The organism is Methanobrevibacter sp., from assembly GCF_045603845.1.
Classification (GTDB): Archaea; Methanobacteriota; Methanobacteria; order Methanobacteriales; family Methanobacteriaceae; genus Methanocatella.
The window spans coordinates 19,907-36,691 of record NZ_JAZUMY010000066.1 but is presented as its reverse complement, the minus strand read 5'-3'; the positions used below and the strand labels follow the sequence as shown (position 1 = coordinate 36,691).

Genomic DNA, 16,785 nt, shown 5'->3' with positions numbered 1-16,785 from the left:
CCTGATTGAACAATCAAAATTACATCACCAAATTAATAGGATTTCACTTCGGAATCACCCTTTATCTTAAAAAAGCATTTGTATAAAGAGTTTTTAGATATCTCATATTTAAGCCTTTTGCAAGTGCGACTAGGCGCCTAGTCGCACTTCAACAATTTTTTTATCCAAGAATTTTCATAGGATTATTACATGATAATTCAGTTTTAAAAAAATATGGTGAAAGTATGATTAGGAAAAGAAAATATTCAAAACCCTTTGATTTGTGCCATAGTATACTTTTCAACGAGTATCCTCTTGAGTATACGCGCGAAATTGGGGTTCCTGGGGAATTTGAAAAAAAGATTAATCGACGAGTTCATTTGAAAAATGGTGCTGGCGGTGAAATGGATTCCGCATATCTGAACAAACCTGACGATATAATTCTTTTTGAAAAAGTAGCAACGGATTTGGAGCACCAGTCCTCTTATATAAATGATGAAAAATTAAATAAGATTGGGGATTATGACACGCAGCTGGTGGTTGATGAACACTTGCCGACGCTAATAGTGATTGCATCACATCTAGAAAAAGAAAAGTCAAAGGATATGCTCATCAGATCACCGTCAGATATCACAAAACTCTATTTCCTTGACCTTGGTGAAGAAAACATTAGACAAAGATTATATACTGTAAGTCAAATAATTAATAATAACCAGCATCTCTCTACTGAAAATGCGTTGAATTTAGGCATTATAATTCTCTATGCTCCTCGAGAGGAAGCGTGGGAAATAACCGAAACCGTTGTTAACCTATATCAAAAGATAGCTAAAAACCTGGATTTTAAAATGGAAACTTGCTTATACCAGGTTATAACAATCATGATAGATGCGTATTTTGATGACGAAAAAGAATACAGGAGGCTAATTAATATGGTGGAAAAAAACACCTCAGAAAAAACAATAGAAATAACTGCAGCACATCAAAACACAATTGAAAGCTTGAAATATGCACAGGAAGACTTAGAATACACAAAAACAGATTTAAAAAATACAAAAGCAAACTTAAAAAACAAAGAAACAGACCTGAAAAATACAAAAACAGATTTGGAAAAAACCCAGAAAAAATTGGCCAAAGCTAATGGAAAAATCATGACCCTAGAAAAGGAAGTTTCTGAAATTCCAAAACTTAAAGCTGAAATCCAAAGATTAACCGCACAAATTAATGGAAAATAGAATGCATCAAATTCGATTTTCTAAAACATTATTTATTTCTTCTTTAGACAAAAAAAGAAAATATTCAAAATCCTTTGATTCATATTTTTGATAACGAAAAAGAATACAGGGGGCTAATTAATATGGTAGAAAAAAACACCTCAGAAAAAACAATAATAATAACTGCAGCACATCAAAACACAATTGAAAGCTTAATATATACACTAAAAGACCTAGAATACACAAAAACAGAATTAAAAAAAGTCCAGAAAGAATTAGCAGAAGCTAATGAAAAACTTTTAAAAAAGAATAATAAACTTTCTGAACTTTTAAAGCTTAAAGCTGAAATCGAAAGATTAACCGCACAAATTAACGAAAAATAGAATCCTATTTTCTAAAACAAATGCTTACTAAAAATAATCCCCATTAATGAAAGTGCTGCTGATACAATAATTGCCAGCAGTGTTGGTCCTAAAAAGACAGAATCCAATCCTGCAGTGATTTGATATATTATAAAACCTACAAACCATGAAAAAATATTCCAGTACCATTTGCCTTTTTCATCGCCGATATAATATGATACAAGAAGCACGGCTGCCATTGGAGCAAACACTGAACTTATCAAATATAGAAAATCAATATAATGGTCCATTATTCCTGAAATTGCAATAAGTGCACTTAAAATACTTACAATAACTCCAGTGATTTTCACATCAAGCTTATTGAATATGGCTTTTGCAGACTCTCCTGCGGAATTCGTTGCAAGGAAATTAGTAGTCACCGTTGAAAGAACCATTATGATTACTCCTTGAACTCCAAGACCTGAAATGAGGATTGCCTGCGCTATATCAACTGTTCCAATGCATACGACTTCTATCCCTATGAAATACATCCAAAGACTTGCAACGGTATATGCTGTTGCAGAAAGGGCTGTTGCCTTGAGAGGGCTTTTCACGTCTTTAGTATAGTCTGATATTACCGGAAGCCATGAAATCGGCATTGCGATTGATATTTCAAAGATATTCCAGAAGGTCAGTGATGATGCGTTTACAGGCAACGCCAAACCGCTTTTAAGTGCGAACAGCTGCACTGTCAATATAACCAGTAATATTGTGAGAACTATCATCACTATGCTTGCAATTTTTGATGAACGCTTAAGCCCGACAAATACCCATAGGGCAACAAGAACAGCTAATATAAAACATGTGGCCGGAAATGAAATCGGCAGGTTAAGGCCCATCAGAGCCTGCGCTCCCTGAGCGTTTAGAACTGCAACCCATGCTATAAGCTGCATCACATTCAATGCAGCAAATAATTTTGAACCGTAATTTCCGAAAGTTGACTTAATTGACTCCATTGCATTAACCCTGAGTCGTGCTCCGATAAGGCCAACCAGAAAAAGTAGGATTCCGCCAATAATATGACCGAGGATTAGTGGAATCCATATGGAATCTATAGGCGCTGCCGATGCAATCTGCACACCGGCAAGAATTTCAGAAACAGATATTGCAACACCAAACCATATGACAATATTTGTAAAAAGTCCTGTACGATTTTCCATATAATCCCTAAAATTTTGATTTTTGATAAAAATATGTTATATTACAAAGTATTTAAAGATTTTTAGTACAAAACTGTACTATAAATTAAATATAAAGAAAAATATATATGTTAAAAATTAAATAATAACAATTGTAATAAATTTATGGATAGATTAGATGAATGAAAATATTAAACTCTTGACAATACAGGACATATCCTGCTATGGACAATGCTCAATAACAGTTGCACTCCCAATGATTTCTGCTTTCGGAATAGAAACAGCAATTCTTCCATCAGCAGTGCTTTCAACTCACACATCAGGCTTTACAGACTTTACAGTCAGGGATTTAACCGAAGATTTGCCTGAAATACGTAAACACTGGGAAAAAGAGGAAATCTCCTTTGATGCAATCTATACAGGTTTTATTGCATCAGCAGAACAGCTTGACTACATCAAGGATATTATAGACTCAAGACTGAAACCGGACGGACTTGTATTTGTCGATCCGGCAATGGCAGACCATGGCGAATTCTACAACGGATTCGACCAGGAATTTGCAGATAAAATGGGTGAGCTATGCAAATTGGGAGACTATATATTGCCTAATACAACTGAAGCATGCTACCTTTTGCACAAACCATGGAAAGAGAATTTCACAAGAGAGGAAATGCTTGAAATGGCAAATGAACTCTCAGAGTTTACTAAAAGATATGTGATTCTAAAAGGAGATACCAATGAGAAAAACAAGATGGGAATGATTGTCCTTGATAAAAAAGACTCCTCAGTTGATGTTGTATATAACGATAAGGTTGACTATGTATCACACGGAACAGGAGATGTTTTCGCATCTTCCTTTGTAGGATCAACCATAAGCGGCAAATCACCTTCACAATCCGCAAAGATTGCAGGAGAGCTAACTAAAAAGGCTATTGAGAAAACCGTTGGTGATGAAACCCATACATACGGCGTTAAATTCGAACAGGTAATTCCAGAGATATATGGATTGCTTGATTCAATTTAATCCTTATTTTTTATATATAATTTACAATAAAAATAATTATAATGACAAAAACCAAAAGAATTTTCTATTTTGACCTGTTAAGAGCTATTGCAATTATTGGAATAATATTCTGCCACACATCTGCAAATTTTATTGCAAAAGACCTTAACGGATTCAATTTTTATATTTCAGCTTTTTTTGACTGTTTTAGAGATTTTTCAATACCTGTATTTGTCATGTTAAGCGGAGCATTGCTAATAGGCAAAAAAGATTCTTTAAGAACATTTTTCAAAAAGAGACTTTCCAGATTGTTTGTTCCGTTTGTTTTCTGGGATATACTTTACACCATATATTCATTCATATATTACAAGAATGGATTCAGCCTGGAAAACATAATCAATATATTTTTAGGAAAAAGCGGAAGCTTTGGTGTGATATTCTGGTTCATATGGATGATAGTGATGGTCTATGTCATGATATTCATAATCAACAGAGTAATCATATATGGAAACGGAAAGATTGATGGTTTTGGCGATAGATTCATCAATATTCTAACTGCATTATCACTAATCTACATTGTACTATATCAATTGGGCTTATTTGAGGACATTCCATATCAGCTTCTGGTTTATTATATTTCCTTTTCATCATATGCAATTATAGGATATTTCATTACTCACAACAGCTATCTGAAATCTCTAATCAGCCAAAAAATACTCATTGCAATAACAGGACTGACATTTGCATTTACATATCTCTATTACATTTATGCAATTGTAGTTCCAACATCCCTTTCAAATAATCATTTCCTTTATCTGTCCTATTTCAATGTTTTAATTTTGATTATGTCTGTCAGCTTTTTCCTAATGTTCAAATATCTATCAGACACTAATATAATGATGAAATTTGAAAATAAATTCGGAGATTTGACCAGATTAGTGAGCAACTACAGCTTTGGAATCTACCTGTCACATTACCTGATTTTAAAGATTATATTCAATAATCTTAATATAACCTGTGAAAATTTGATAATTTTGATTCCGCTATTGGTAGTGCTTACTTTAGCAATTTCAATAATTGTGCTTGAAATTTTGGATAAGATTCATTATATAAACAAGGTTTCGGGAAAAGGATAATTGAATTATAATATCCAATCCTTTGATGTCATGTTAACATTAAGCGGCGTTAAGCTAGGTTTTTTTTCAACAAATAGTGCATATCCGTCACTGTTTTTATCATATTGCCCAACCAAATCCGAAGCAATCATGACCAGATCATCACTTTTCTGATTTTCCTTTAACGGATAGCTGAATATTTCTGCCTTTTCACTGTCCGTGTTGTCAATAACTTTTTTGTCAAGCATTTTAGGAGACAATTGAGTAATTTTAACCTCTTCAGATTCATAATTAGAAGGCACGTTTAAATTGAACAAGTCAACACCTTCGGGAAATCCTTCATTTTTAATTTTTAAAACCAAATCGTGCAAGACCTTTTTTGTAAGGGTAAAATCATAATCAACATACCATTCACCATTTTCATCCTGTTTATAAGCAGTTTTCGGATCAATGAAGAGTGACACCGCAATTGCAGGAATTCCCATGCTGACAGCCTCAAGAGCCGCACATACAGTTCCCGATGATGTTATATCACAGCTGATATTAACGCCCTGATTTATTCCTGAAATGACCAAATCAGGCTTTTCATCCATAACATAATCCGCCCCTACAATAACCGCATCAGCAGGACTTCCGGAAACCGAATATGCTGGGCTTCCATCTTCAAGCTCACATGAACTTAATTTCAAGTGTTTGAATAATGATAATCGGCGCCCGACACTGCTGTTGTTTTTATCGGGAGCTACAACAGTCACATCAGCAATATCCTCAACGGCCTGTTTGGCGGCCAAAATCCCAGGTGCAGATACTCCATCGTCATTTGATATTAAAATATTCATAGGTCTGAAACCTCAAAAAGTCTTTTGATATAATTTATTAAATAATATGAATATAAAATTATTCATTGACATCCGCCATTTGAGAATATGTGTAAAATGAATTAACTTTTTAACTTAAAAAATTAAAATTAATTAACATGAAAAGAAAAGAATTCCGTTTAATATTACTGATTTTAATCATTCTCATTTTTGCTTTTGCAGTCAGCTATATTATTTTAGGCACTTCCAATGATAGCTCACTAAACCGTGAAATCATAGCCAATGACACCAACGGCACAGTTGAAGTCATAAGAAACATTGGAAATCCTGACGGTGAAAAGATAGCCTATGTTGTGGGCGTCCATCCCCTTGAAAACGACACTCACCAAACATTTCTGAATATGATGCCTGCTTTAGACAATCTGAACTACTCATATGACATCTACATAATTAATGTAAGCGAGGATTTCTCCAAATATGGTGAACTGCTTCCCGATGACGAACCCGGAAGGCAGACCGGCCAGGAACTGGCACTGAAATATGTCTACCCACAGATAGTTAACGGAAGCTACAAACTAGCCGTTGACGTTCATGCGCACGGAGGGGCATACGGCGAGCATGAAACCTTTGTATTCAGTCCCGTTGACGGATCTGCCGGTGAAAGCTATGGAAGAGATGTCTCCATGAACAGTCAAAACATTTCATATTACAATCCATATTTCACGACAAGCGGCCCTTACCTGACAGTTCCTTTAAACGAGAATGGAGTTCCCGCATTCTACTTTGAGGAAAACAGTTTTTTCCCACAGGACATTAAGGACTCCCACATGCTTGAGCTCATCAGAGGAGTGGACAATCTAAAGCTTTAAGAGGTAATGCTATGAATATACGGCTGGAAACGGAAAATTATTATCTTGAAGTTGAAAAGCTTGTTAGAAATTCCTTCTGGAATGTATATCGCCCTGGAGCTTACGAACACTTCATTGTGCATAATCTAAGAAAAGACAGTTCATTCATGGCCAAATATGCATATGTCATTGAAAAGGATGAAAAAATTATATGCCACATCAATTATTCAGTAGGTAAAATCAGCTATGAAAATAGTGAAATTGCAGATGCTGTGGTTTTAGGACCTCTATCCATTGATAAAAACTATCAAAACCAAGGATACGGCACAAAACTTGTAAACTACACTTTAGAATTAATTGAAAAAGAAGATATCCCCTATGTTTTTGTTATCGGCGATGAAAACTATTACTCCAGATTTGGATTTGAAAGCGCATCCGGATACAATCTGTTTTTGGAAGGTTGTGATTTCAATGATGAATGTCCATTTTTCATGATTCGGATATTTGACAGTGCCCAGATTACATCTAAAAGAGGCATATTTTCAAATCCTGAAGTTTTTGATGTTAATCCTGATGATGTGGATGAATTTGATGAACAATTTGAATTCAAAAGAAAAATTGTCCATGAAAATCAATTATAAACTGAAATAATTAAATATTATTTCAGCTATTTACTTTTTCTTATATTTTTTACTTTACATATTGCCTGAGTCATTGTTCCCATAGGACAGTACACACACCATGATCTCGGTTTAAAGAGAAGCATTGTTAAAAGTCCCAGTATCGTTGATGTAAGCATTACGCTGTAGAAACCGAAGGCATACTGTGAAACCCATGGAGAAATCACATTTCCATGATAAGCCCATGCCCAAGGCACGTTGAACACCCACAAAAGTGTTACTGCCTGAGACAGGCTTTTTGCTCCTGCAAATACAAGATATGTGTTCCAAAGCATTACAAAAAACATTGCAAAGAAGAATACTAAAAATCCATAACGGAATGCCTTTGAATACATCCATTTTGGAACATCCCTTTTTCTTGATAAACCTAAGCGTCCGCCCAGTAATCCTAAAAGCTGACCCCTGTCACAGTATCGATTGCAGAATGCCTTATTTCCCTTGAATATTGCAAAAAGCAACGGCACTATAAAACAAATCATGCCCAGCCATGCAAATATTATATTGAAAAATCCCAATGTGAAATAGACTATTGAAAATATCCATAGGTAATCGTACCATTTTTTGAAGCGGACTTTGTTTTCACGTTTGGAGTATTCCCCTTCAATGATTGATGTCGGACATTCAACTACACATTTTCCACATCCTATACACAAATCGGGATTAATCGTTGCATATAACCCGTTTTTAACTTCAATCGCTTCCTTTGGACATACTTTCAGGCAGCATCCGCAGGAAACACAAAGATCCTCATTTACTACTGACTTTCTTTTAGCCATTTTTTCTCACCCATTTAATATTACTTTGTTTTTAATGGATAATATAAGGTTCTTTTTCAATAGTGTTATATACCATTGAATTTGAAAAATTTAATTACAGGTGAAAAAATGGGAAATGATTTTGATATTCAGGAATATTTGGCTAACGGGGCAGAAAACATTATTAAAAATGCAATATCAGCGACCCTTAAAAACCCTAAAGAAACCCTGTTTTTGGCTAAGTTCATGAAAAATTCCCGCAAAGCCTCAAAAATCAGAAAGCAGTATGCTAAAAAAGACATCAATATTCCCGCATTTCTGATTGCAAGCATTACAAGCAGATGCAATCTTCACTGTGCAGGCTGCTATTCAAGGGCAAACGACAACTGCAGCGACGATGCTGCCTACAATCAGCTGTCAGATGAGGACTGGGAAGATATTTTTAAGCAGTCAAGGGATTTGGGAATCAACTTCATCGTACTTGCAGGAGGAGAGCCGTTAATTAGAAAAGATGTTATTTTAAAGGCCTGCGATTATCCGGAAATACTTTTTCCAGTTTTCACTAACGGGACAATGCTTGATGAGTATTACGATTTGATTGACGTAAACAGAAATATCATCCCTATTGTGTCAATTGAAGGGGATGAAACGCTAACTGATTCAAGAAGAGGCAATGGTGTTTATAATCAGCTTATTGAATCAATGAATCATATGAAAGACAATAATTTAATTTTCGGCGCTTCAATTACCATCACGAATGAAAACATATCCTATGCGCTTTGCGATGAATTCATCACTAATCTGTATGGCCTCGGATGCAAAGTGCTGTTTTTCATCGAATATGTTCCTGTGGATGTGAACGTTAAAAATTTAGCGCTTAGTGATGAGCAGAGAGATTATCTGCTTGATGAGATTATTGATTTGCGCAAAAGATACAGTGAAATGCTTTTTATGTCATTTCCAGGTGACGAAAAGGAAAGCGGAGGATGTCTTGCGGCCGGACGTGGATTTTTCCATATCAATTCCCACGGCGGTGCCGAGCCGTGCCCGGCATCACCCTATTCAGACATCAATGTTAAGGAAACTTCTGTTCTGGAAGCCCTTGAATCAGATTTATTCACAACACTTAGAAGCAGCGAACTTCTGATGAGTCATCAAGAAGGCGGATGTGTGCTTTTTGAGCATGAAAAGGAAGTTCAAAAATTATTAAGGAATGATTAATATGAAATACACTAAACTTGGAAATTCAGATTTGAAAGTCAGTAAAATATGCATGGGCTGCATGGGATTTGGAGATCCGACAAACGGAATGCATACATGGACATTGCCCCAAAAGGAATCAGCAGAAATCATTACAAACGGTCTTGATAACGGAATCAACTTCTTTGATACGGCCATCGGATATCAGAACGGCACATCAGAGCAGTACTTAGGCAAAACTATCAGGGAAAATGCCTCCCGTGATGATGTCGTTGTTGCAACTAAATTCCTTCCACGTTCAGAAGAGGACATTAAAAACAACGTTTCAGGCCAGAAGCATATTCATAACATGGCTGAAAAAAGCCTTTCCAATTTGGGGCTTGACTATATTGACCTCTACATCTATCATATGTGGGACTACAACACTCCCCTCTTTGATATTCTTGAAGGATTAAGTGAAATAGTTGAAGAGGGCAAAGTAAGATATATCGGAATTTCAAACTGCTTTTCATGGCAGCTTGCAAAGGCCAATGCACTTGCCGAAGCCAACGGCTTTGAAAAATTCGTTTCAATTCAGGGCCACTACAATTTAATCTTTAGGGAAGAGGAGCGTGAGATGATTCCCCTTTGCCGGACGGACAATATTGCAACCACACCATACAGTTCCCTTGCTTCAGGAAGGCTTTCAAGGATGCCGGGTGAGGAATCAAAAAGACTGAATGAGGATTATTATGCCAAATTGAAATATCAGACAACAGAAACGCAGGATATGGAAATTATCAAACGTGTAAATGAGCTTGCCATTAATTATGATGTTACAATGACTGAGGTTTCACTTGCATGGCTCAATACAAAAGTGACTTCCCCTATTGTTGGTGCTACAAAGCCACATCACGTCACAGGTGCTGTAGCTTCAGTTGATTTGAATCTTTCTTCCAAAGACATTGAATATCTCGAAGAACCTTATGTTGCACATGATCTGGTTGGTGTTATGGCAGACAATATGGTTTCAGCTACAGACAGCGAAAAGGTCTGGGCCAAACATACTAAAGATAGAATATGATTTTTAGGTATACCTAAATATTTATATATTTTGAATGCCAATATTATATCAAAGAATATTTCCTTTACAACGGGAGGTGTAATCGTGATTATTGGTATTGAAAATCTAAAGGAAAAACAAAAAGAAAAAGACCAAGACTCAGATTAATCCAATTAATCTGATTTTATTTTAATTTTAAAACACCAGCTATTTTTACACATCATCACGGAAAATATAAAAATATTTTATTTACAAGCCACATACATTATAACAATATATACAATGAGTGGGCTATTATGAATATTAAAGGTTTAATTGGCAATACACCAATGATAAAGATTAATTATGAATATGAAGGAAAATCCGGAAGCATTTACACTAAGCTTGAATATTACAACTACACAGGAAGCATAAAGGACAGAATTGCACTATATATAATAGAAAAGGAAAGGAAAAACGGCAATCTGAAACCCGGACAGGCCATTGTGGAAGTTACAAGCGGAAACACAGGCATCTCATTCAGTGCAATCGGCGCCCTTTTCGGCCATGATGTACATATTTTCATGCCTGATTGGGTATCTCTGGAGAGAAGAAACCTCATAGAAATGTACGGTGCTCAGGTTCATCTTGTATCCAAAGAGGAAGGAGGATTTAAAAGGGCATTGGAACTTGCAGAGGAATTTGCCAATGAACACGATGCATACAGACCACTCCAGTTTGACAATCCGCTAAACATCGAGGCCCAATACAAAAGCACAGGACAGGAAATAATTGATGCAGTTCCCGGCGTCAACGCTTTCGTTTCAGGAATCGGAACCGGCGGAACTCTCATGGGTGTCGGAAAAAGACTTAAGGACAATGACCCGTCCTCCAAAATATTCGCCCTGGAACCCTCAACGTTATCAATTCTAAAAATGGGAATGGAAGAGGGATCACATCTGATTGAAGGAATCGGAGATGACTTCATTCCAGGAATTGTCGATGAAAATCTGATTGACGATATCGTGCTGATTGATGACTGCGATGCAATTAACATGTCCAAAAAAATAGCAAAAGAATTCGGTCTGGGAGTCGGCATTTCAAGCGGAGCAAACTTTTTGGCAAGCGTCATTATGGACAGCGACGATTTGACCATTGCAACAGTCTTTGCTGATGACAGCAAAAAATACATCACCACAAGACTGTCCGAGATTTCCGATGAAAATCCGAAACTGCTTTCAAACCATATAAAACTAATTGACTTTGAAGTGATTTAATGAATTATGAAGATATGAACTTCTGCCAGTCCTGCGCCATGCCAATGACAGATGATGACTACGGAACAGAAAAGGACGGCTCCAAAAGCCCTGATTACTGCAAATACTGTTATCAGAACGGTGAATTTACAAGTGACATGACAATGGAGGAGATGATTGACTTTTGCGTTCCGAAAACCGCCCAGGCTACCGGCATGAGTGAAGAGGAAGCAAGAAAAATGTCTGAAGAGATCTTTCCAAAACTGAAAAGATGGATGAAATAATATCCATCAATCTTCAGGCCCACAAATCCGCAATAAACATTGGACTTGCACCATCAGCCTTTTCAAAGCCGCAATTTTCATCAGTCATAACTCCATCATCCATTGCACAAATCAAACCTACCAGTTTATCTATCCCATGTGGAAAATACCTTTTCAAAGTTTTTCATTGCAATGACAAGTTTATCGGAAAAATAACCTGAAGACCATCCCACAGAAAATCTTTTCTTTCAAAATCATGTGTATCTTTAAATACAATTTTGTCCATATTTCCACACCAGTATTTTTCATGAAATTTTAAGTCAATATAAATTAATTTATGATAAAGCAAATCAATTCAAAATTCATTACTATAAAAATAATCAATCATATTTTTAATTTTATTGATATCAATGCAAAAACAATGATTAATTATAATTGAAATATAGATGAAAAAAAATAAAAAGTAAAAATAAACAAGCCATTGAGGCCTGTTTAGCTCATAGTCTGAACAGCACCGCCATGAAGGAACTGATATGCAAGACCTTCAGTGGTCGGATATGAACAGTATTTGATGTTGTTTGAAGCCAAGTACTGGGCAACATTGCTGATGTAAGGATCAGTTATGCTGAAGTTATCATCCCAAGCCCTTTTTGCAGAATAGCCTGAGAAGTCCCCATATCTGTAAGGACCCATTCCGTCAGGGTTTGTCCAATTGATAGTGTCCCATACAGGTACACAGACAACATTCTTGGATCTTAAAACGTTTTGAATATAGCTTGAAGCAAGTTCCCTTATGGTTCCTGCGCAGAAACCGTTGTAGATGTTAATTAGAACATAATTAGCCGGAGTATTGAAGTAATCCTTGTAATGTGAATTACTGTCAGTCTGACCTACCTTAACGTTCCATCCGGCAGCGGTCAATACTCTTGCAAGGTCCCATTTTTTATCGTCTGAACCTCCATCGGCATCAATATAAACATTTTTGCCTGAAATGCCGTAAGGATTTGCAAAATTTTTAAATGCGCCGTCATCAACAAAGGTAACGTAATCTGCCAAATTTGCATTATAATCATGATAGAATGACAATATGCGTGTGGATACTACCATGTAGTCATTGAACTTGAGCTTGCCCATAGAAGTGTCGACAGTGGCCGGAACCTTTTTGTCCTTGGCAATCTGTGAAGCCAGCTTATCGGCAATACCTGCAAACTCATCCCTTTTGACAAGACATGCGCTGACTGTACTTTCACCTGATGCGTCAGGTCCGCCGACACCTTCAATAATTCTAATTTCAGAGAAATTTGAAGATTTTATTTGAGAAATAGCCTTGTTCATCATATAGAAGAATTCAGGCATTGTAAATCCATAAAAAGGAACTTTAACACTATCAGGGAATCTGTGATTTTTCTCATAGTATGAATTAAGCTCATAAGCTGCGTTGATGATGTCATAAACTGAAACCATTACCGGCTTGACTATGACATTGTTTGCAATTGCTGATCCGTTGAACATTGAGGTTATAATGTATTCTGAAGGAAGAAGGTTTATGTTAAGCCTTGCCTGACCGTTCTTGTCGGTTGTCCTGTTATAAATAACACCATTAATGTTGAATGATACACTCTGGTTAGGGCAAATGTTTCCCTGACCATCAACAAGAGTTGCAACGAACCTTTCTGAATTGCCGTAATATTTAATCAGATCACTTGCTGACAAAATAGGCAGGACCTTGATTTTGTTTGAAACGAAGCTTCCGTTAACCTGAGCGGTTATAATATAATCTCCGGGATTTAGGTTAATGTTCATTTTGGAAATTCCGTCCTTGTTGGTCATCCTGTTATAGAGAACACCGTTTATGTTGAATGTGACAGTTTCACCGGCACCAACAACATTTCCCTCATCATCCAGGACCTTTAATGTATATTGGGTTGCATTTTTATAGTATTTGGTGAGATCACTGTTTTCAATCAGCTTAGGAAGGACAGTTATCATGTTTGAGATGGAATCGCCGGTCTCAAGATTCATTGCAGTGATAACGTACTGGCCAGGATTGAGGTTGATGTTCAATTTAGCCAGACCTTCACCATCCCTGACCTTGCGGTCATAGAACACTCCATTGATGTTGAATCTGATTGTGGTTCCGTCTGCAAGATACTTTCCGCTTCCATCAAGGAAAGTTGCGTAATACTGTGTGGCGTTCTTGTCCATTTTGACAATATCACTTGCGTTAATCGTTGATAAAACCACCACATTTGAATTTACAACAGTATCGCCGCAGGATACTGTGACAGGATATTCTCCAGGATTCAATCTAAGAGCTAGGGAAGTGCTTCCCTGTGAATTGGTGGTTCTTGCATAATCCACACCATTGATTGAAATAAGAACACTTTTATTTGAAAGGGTATTGTTATCGCCATCTGAAAGGCTTACCTGAAATCTTTCAGAACCCCCGCAATACTTGGTTACGTTAGGTGCGGAAATTGATACGGATTCATTTGCCGCTAGACAATCATCATTCTGTAGGGCCAATATCGAGTTTGAAGGAATATCACCGTCAAATGATGAATCATCCAAATTAAAATCATCACTGGCGCAAACGCCTGTAACTGATAAAATTAAAAATAAAGAGCAAATTAATATAAATTGCTTTTTCATAATCTAAACACTCCATTTTTCTATTATATATAAGATATATTTGAAATGATATTAAAGATTATTGGTAAACTACAAATCATAGTGAATATTATGCAGTTTATAAAGACAAACCGAACTGCTTGAAGGGAATGCATATATCATGTAGTCAAGCTCTTCAAGGGTTATTTTCTTATTTATGATGAATGCGAACATGTTAGCAACATTTTCCGCATCGGCAGCATATATCTCAGCACCTACAATCTGCAAATCCTTATCTACAATAACCTTGGCTTCGGCCGTCGTGTCGTTTTTAAGCTCAAGTGAGTATGAATTTCCATATCTTATTGTGTGGACATCATATTCATCTGACTCTTGTGCAATATAGGCCGGAACACCTACCGTAGCTATTCTTGGAATGGTATATGCAACAGCAGGAACGACAGGATATGTTATTTCACCAGCACCACCGGAAAGCTCCTTTGCAAGATATTTTGAATGATGTATTGCGACAGTTACCAGTTTGGCCACACCTGTATCTGCAACATCACCTGATGCGTAAATGTTTGGAACTTCACTCTGGAGGTGTCCGTTGACTTTAATTCCATTTTTGGTGTATGTAAGGCCTACATTTTCAAGGCCGATGCCTTCAACGTTAGCTTCCCTTCCCATGGCCGCAACGACATAGTCTCCGGTTATGCTGAGGCCGCTTTCACAGATGACTGTAAATCCGTTTTCATAAGCCTTATTGTCTATTTTGGCTTCGGGATCCCTTAAAAGTTCATCTGAGTTCAGTGCTTTTTCAACATTTAAAACCTTTGCTTCAGGGTTTTCAATCTCCACATTGCTTTTTACCGCCTTAATTTGCTGGTTGAAGTGGAAGCGAATGTTTTTCTGCTTTAATATGTCAATGACCCTCTGGACATATGGCTGGTGGAAATACTTCAGAGCCATGTCTCCCTTTATGATGACGTCGGCCTCATGGCCTGCCTCTGCAAGTATGGATGCAAACTCCATTCCAACAAAACCCGCTCCGATAATTATCGCATGCTTTGGAAGCTCGTCAATGTCCAGATAATCTGTGCTGTCATGGAGAAATTCCTTTCCTTCAATATCTGGGATGACAGGCTTCAGTCCTGTGGATATGACAATCTTTTCTGTAGTGTATCTTTCATCACCCACCTGAACGGTATGCTCATCGATGATGACTCCCTTACCGTGGGCAACATCCAAATCATACTCTTCAAACTTGCCGTCGAGGAAAGGTGCCATGTTTGCAATCCTCTTTCTTTTGAATTCCATCAGTGCCGGCCAATCCACATCGAAATTTCCCGCTTTTCCAACCCCTTCAAAGTTATCTCCAAGGGCCTTGATTTCATAAGGGGCGTCCAGAAGCGCCTTTGAGTTGCATCCTCTGTTTGCACATGTTCCGCCATACAAGCTTTCTTCAACAATCAGTATTCTGAAACCTTCCTTTCTTAAGAAACGTGCACCCTGCCATGATGCATTTCCGCTTCCAATATAAATTATATCGTAATCCATGAATTAACCTCTTATTTAAATATTTGTTTGAAATCTTATAAATATATTAGAAATCAGAACAATACATTCTATTGATGAAAAGTAATGACTATCTTCACAAAGATTCCTCTAAAAGTGACGCCGACAATACATATCAGTCCACATTCAAGGTTTCAAAAACATCCAAAGTCGAATATCTGATGAATCAGGACTCATATGATGAAGCCCTCACATTAATTGACAATATGCTTGAAGAGGACACCAGTTATGAAAACTGGAAGCTTAAGGGAATCGTTCTCGATAACCTGTGCGAATATGAAAGTGCCGTTGAATCATTTGATAAGGCTTTAGGATTGGATAGAAATGATGAAGCTTTATTAAATAAGATCAATTCCCTTTATAAATGGGCAAAGGTATCCTATTTTCCCGATTTGAAATATGACAAGGCTTTGGAGCTGATTGATAGTGCTCTTGACATCTTGCCCGAAAGCGAAGATTCCGGCGAATTCTATTTCTTAAAGGCTGAAGTTCTTGAATCAATGGGTGAAAGGGTTGAATCAAGAAAGAATTATCTGATAGCATATAAGGAATTCGATAAATTAAATGAATTTCAAAGACAGCTTGACTATCTGGAGAATACCCCAGATACATTGATTAATATTACCGGAAGCTATTATCACGGCTATACTCCAAGGCCCGGAGATGTTGTCAGACTGGTTGAAGAGCCTGAAAATGAACATGACAGCGATGCGATTGCAGTCTATTTGGATAATGATAAAATAGGTTATGTTGCAAACAGCGAATATACTCTTTTTGATAAGCTCAGAAGCGCAACCAAGATAAAAGGCATGATTGATGATAACAGCAAGGCCGAAATACTCTTTGTTTATTTGGATGAATATGTCATTGCCAAAATCATCAAATAGTCATCTTTATATATATATAAG

16 protein-coding genes are annotated in these 16,785 nt (G+C 36.8%); 11 read left to right on the top strand and 5 right to left on the bottom strand.

Translation table 11 applies throughout. The annotated features are described in order from the left end of the window. Positions 1-224: 224 nt before the first annotated feature. On the top strand, positions 225-1,211 hold the full coding sequence (locus ACKI2W_RS06130; protein WP_407380277.1) for a coiled-coil domain-containing protein: 987 nt from the start codon (positions 225-227) through the stop codon (positions 1,209-1,211). Between the two features lie 122 nt (positions 1,212-1,333). Beyond that, positions 1,334-1,573 carry a hypothetical protein gene (locus ACKI2W_RS06125; protein ID WP_407380276.1) on the top strand — a complete coding sequence of 80 codons (240 nt, stop codon included), beginning with the start codon at positions 1,334-1,336 and terminating at the stop codon, positions 1,571-1,573. An 11-nt stretch (positions 1,574-1,584) separates the two neighbouring features. Here ACKI2W_RS06125 and ACKI2W_RS06120 read toward each other — a convergent pair whose 3' ends face one another. Continuing rightward, positions 1,585-2,751 carry a cytosine permease gene (locus tag ACKI2W_RS06120; RefSeq protein ID WP_407380274.1) on the bottom strand — a complete coding sequence of 389 codons (1,167 nt, stop codon included), beginning with the start codon at positions 2,749-2,751 and terminating at the stop codon, positions 1,585-1,587. Positions 2,752-2,908: 157 nt separating this feature from the next. Between ACKI2W_RS06120 and ACKI2W_RS06115 the strand changes: the two genes are divergently transcribed. Together ACKI2W_RS06115 and ACKI2W_RS06110 are read left to right on the top strand one after the other, a co-directional pair. Then, positions 2,909-3,754: a pyridoxamine kinase gene (locus ACKI2W_RS06115; RefSeq protein WP_407380272.1), complete on the top strand. Its 846-nt coding sequence runs from the start codon at positions 2,909-2,911 to the stop codon at positions 3,752-3,754. Between the two features lie 41 nt (positions 3,755-3,795). Continuing rightward, positions 3,796-4,869, top strand: a complete 1,074-nt coding sequence (locus tag ACKI2W_RS06110) for an acyltransferase (RefSeq protein WP_407380270.1) — start codon at positions 3,796-3,798, stop codon at positions 4,867-4,869. A 5-nt stretch (positions 4,870-4,874) separates the two neighbouring features. Here the strand turns inward: ACKI2W_RS06110 and surE are convergent, their stop codons facing one another. After that, a complete protein-coding gene (gene surE, locus ACKI2W_RS06105; RefSeq protein WP_407380268.1) occupies positions 4,875-5,687 on the bottom strand; it encodes a 5'/3'-nucleotidase SurE in 813 nt (270 codons plus the stop codon). A gap of 137 nt (positions 5,688-5,824) precedes the next feature. Between surE and ACKI2W_RS06100 the strand changes: the two genes are divergently transcribed. Both ACKI2W_RS06100 and ACKI2W_RS06095 read left to right on the top strand, forming a co-directional pair. Further along, positions 5,825-6,535 carry a hypothetical protein gene (locus tag ACKI2W_RS06100; protein ID WP_407380266.1) on the top strand — a complete coding sequence of 237 codons (711 nt, stop codon included), beginning with the start codon at positions 5,825-5,827 and terminating at the stop codon, positions 6,533-6,535. A gap of 11 nt (positions 6,536-6,546) precedes the next feature. Then, positions 6,547-7,155 (top strand): GNAT family N-acetyltransferase, encoded by a 609-nt coding sequence (locus tag ACKI2W_RS06095; RefSeq protein ID WP_407380264.1) that lies wholly within the window; start codon positions 6,547-6,549, stop codon positions 7,153-7,155. Between the two features lie 26 nt (positions 7,156-7,181). On the opposite strand, the gene ACKI2W_RS06090 is transcribed toward ACKI2W_RS06095, so the two are convergent. Further along, entirely contained in the window at positions 7,182-7,970 is a 789-nt protein-coding gene (locus ACKI2W_RS06090; protein ID WP_407380262.1) for an ATP-binding protein, read from the bottom strand. Positions 7,971-8,078: 108 nt separating this feature from the next. On the opposite strand from ACKI2W_RS06090, the gene ACKI2W_RS06085 reads away from it, so the two are divergent. The 4 genes from ACKI2W_RS06085 (at position 8,079) to ACKI2W_RS06070 (ending at position 11,710) form a co-directional block, all read left to right on the top strand. Next, positions 8,079-9,170, top strand: a complete 1,092-nt coding sequence (locus ACKI2W_RS06085) for a radical SAM/SPASM domain-containing protein (protein ID WP_407380260.1) — start codon at positions 8,079-8,081, stop codon at positions 9,168-9,170. A 1-nt stretch (position 9,171) separates the two neighbouring features. Beyond that, a complete protein-coding gene (locus ACKI2W_RS06080) occupies positions 9,172-10,212 on the top strand; it encodes an aldo/keto reductase (protein WP_407380258.1) in 1,041 nt (346 codons plus the stop codon). Positions 10,213-10,487: 275 nt separating this feature from the next. After that, positions 10,488-11,447: a PLP-dependent cysteine synthase family protein gene (locus tag ACKI2W_RS06075; protein ID WP_407380256.1), complete on the top strand. Its 960-nt coding sequence runs from the start codon at positions 10,488-10,490 to the stop codon at positions 11,445-11,447. Then, positions 11,447-11,710 (top strand): zinc ribbon domain-containing protein, encoded by a 264-nt coding sequence (locus ACKI2W_RS06070; RefSeq protein WP_407380254.1) that lies wholly within the window; start codon positions 11,447-11,449, stop codon positions 11,708-11,710. The genes ACKI2W_RS06075 and ACKI2W_RS06070 overlap by 1 nt, the downstream gene beginning before the upstream one ends. Positions 11,711-12,181: 471 nt before the next feature. Here ACKI2W_RS06070 and ACKI2W_RS06065 read toward each other — a convergent pair whose 3' ends face one another. Continuing rightward, complete coding sequence (locus tag ACKI2W_RS06065; RefSeq protein WP_407380252.1) at positions 12,182-14,341, bottom strand: hypothetical protein; 2,160 nt, start codon at positions 14,339-14,341, stop codon at positions 12,182-12,184. A gap of 69 nt (positions 14,342-14,410) precedes the next feature. Next, on the bottom strand, positions 14,411-15,859 hold the full coding sequence (locus ACKI2W_RS06060) for a dihydrolipoyl dehydrogenase family protein (protein ID WP_407380250.1): 1,449 nt from the start codon (positions 15,857-15,859) through the stop codon (positions 14,411-14,413). A 74-nt stretch (positions 15,860-15,933) separates the two neighbouring features. On the opposite strand from ACKI2W_RS06060, the gene ACKI2W_RS06055 reads away from it, so the two are divergent. Next, positions 15,934-16,764 (top strand): HIRAN domain-containing protein, encoded by an 831-nt coding sequence (locus ACKI2W_RS06055; RefSeq protein WP_407380248.1) that lies wholly within the window; start codon positions 15,934-15,936, stop codon positions 16,762-16,764. Positions 16,765-16,785: the final 21 nt, after the last annotated feature.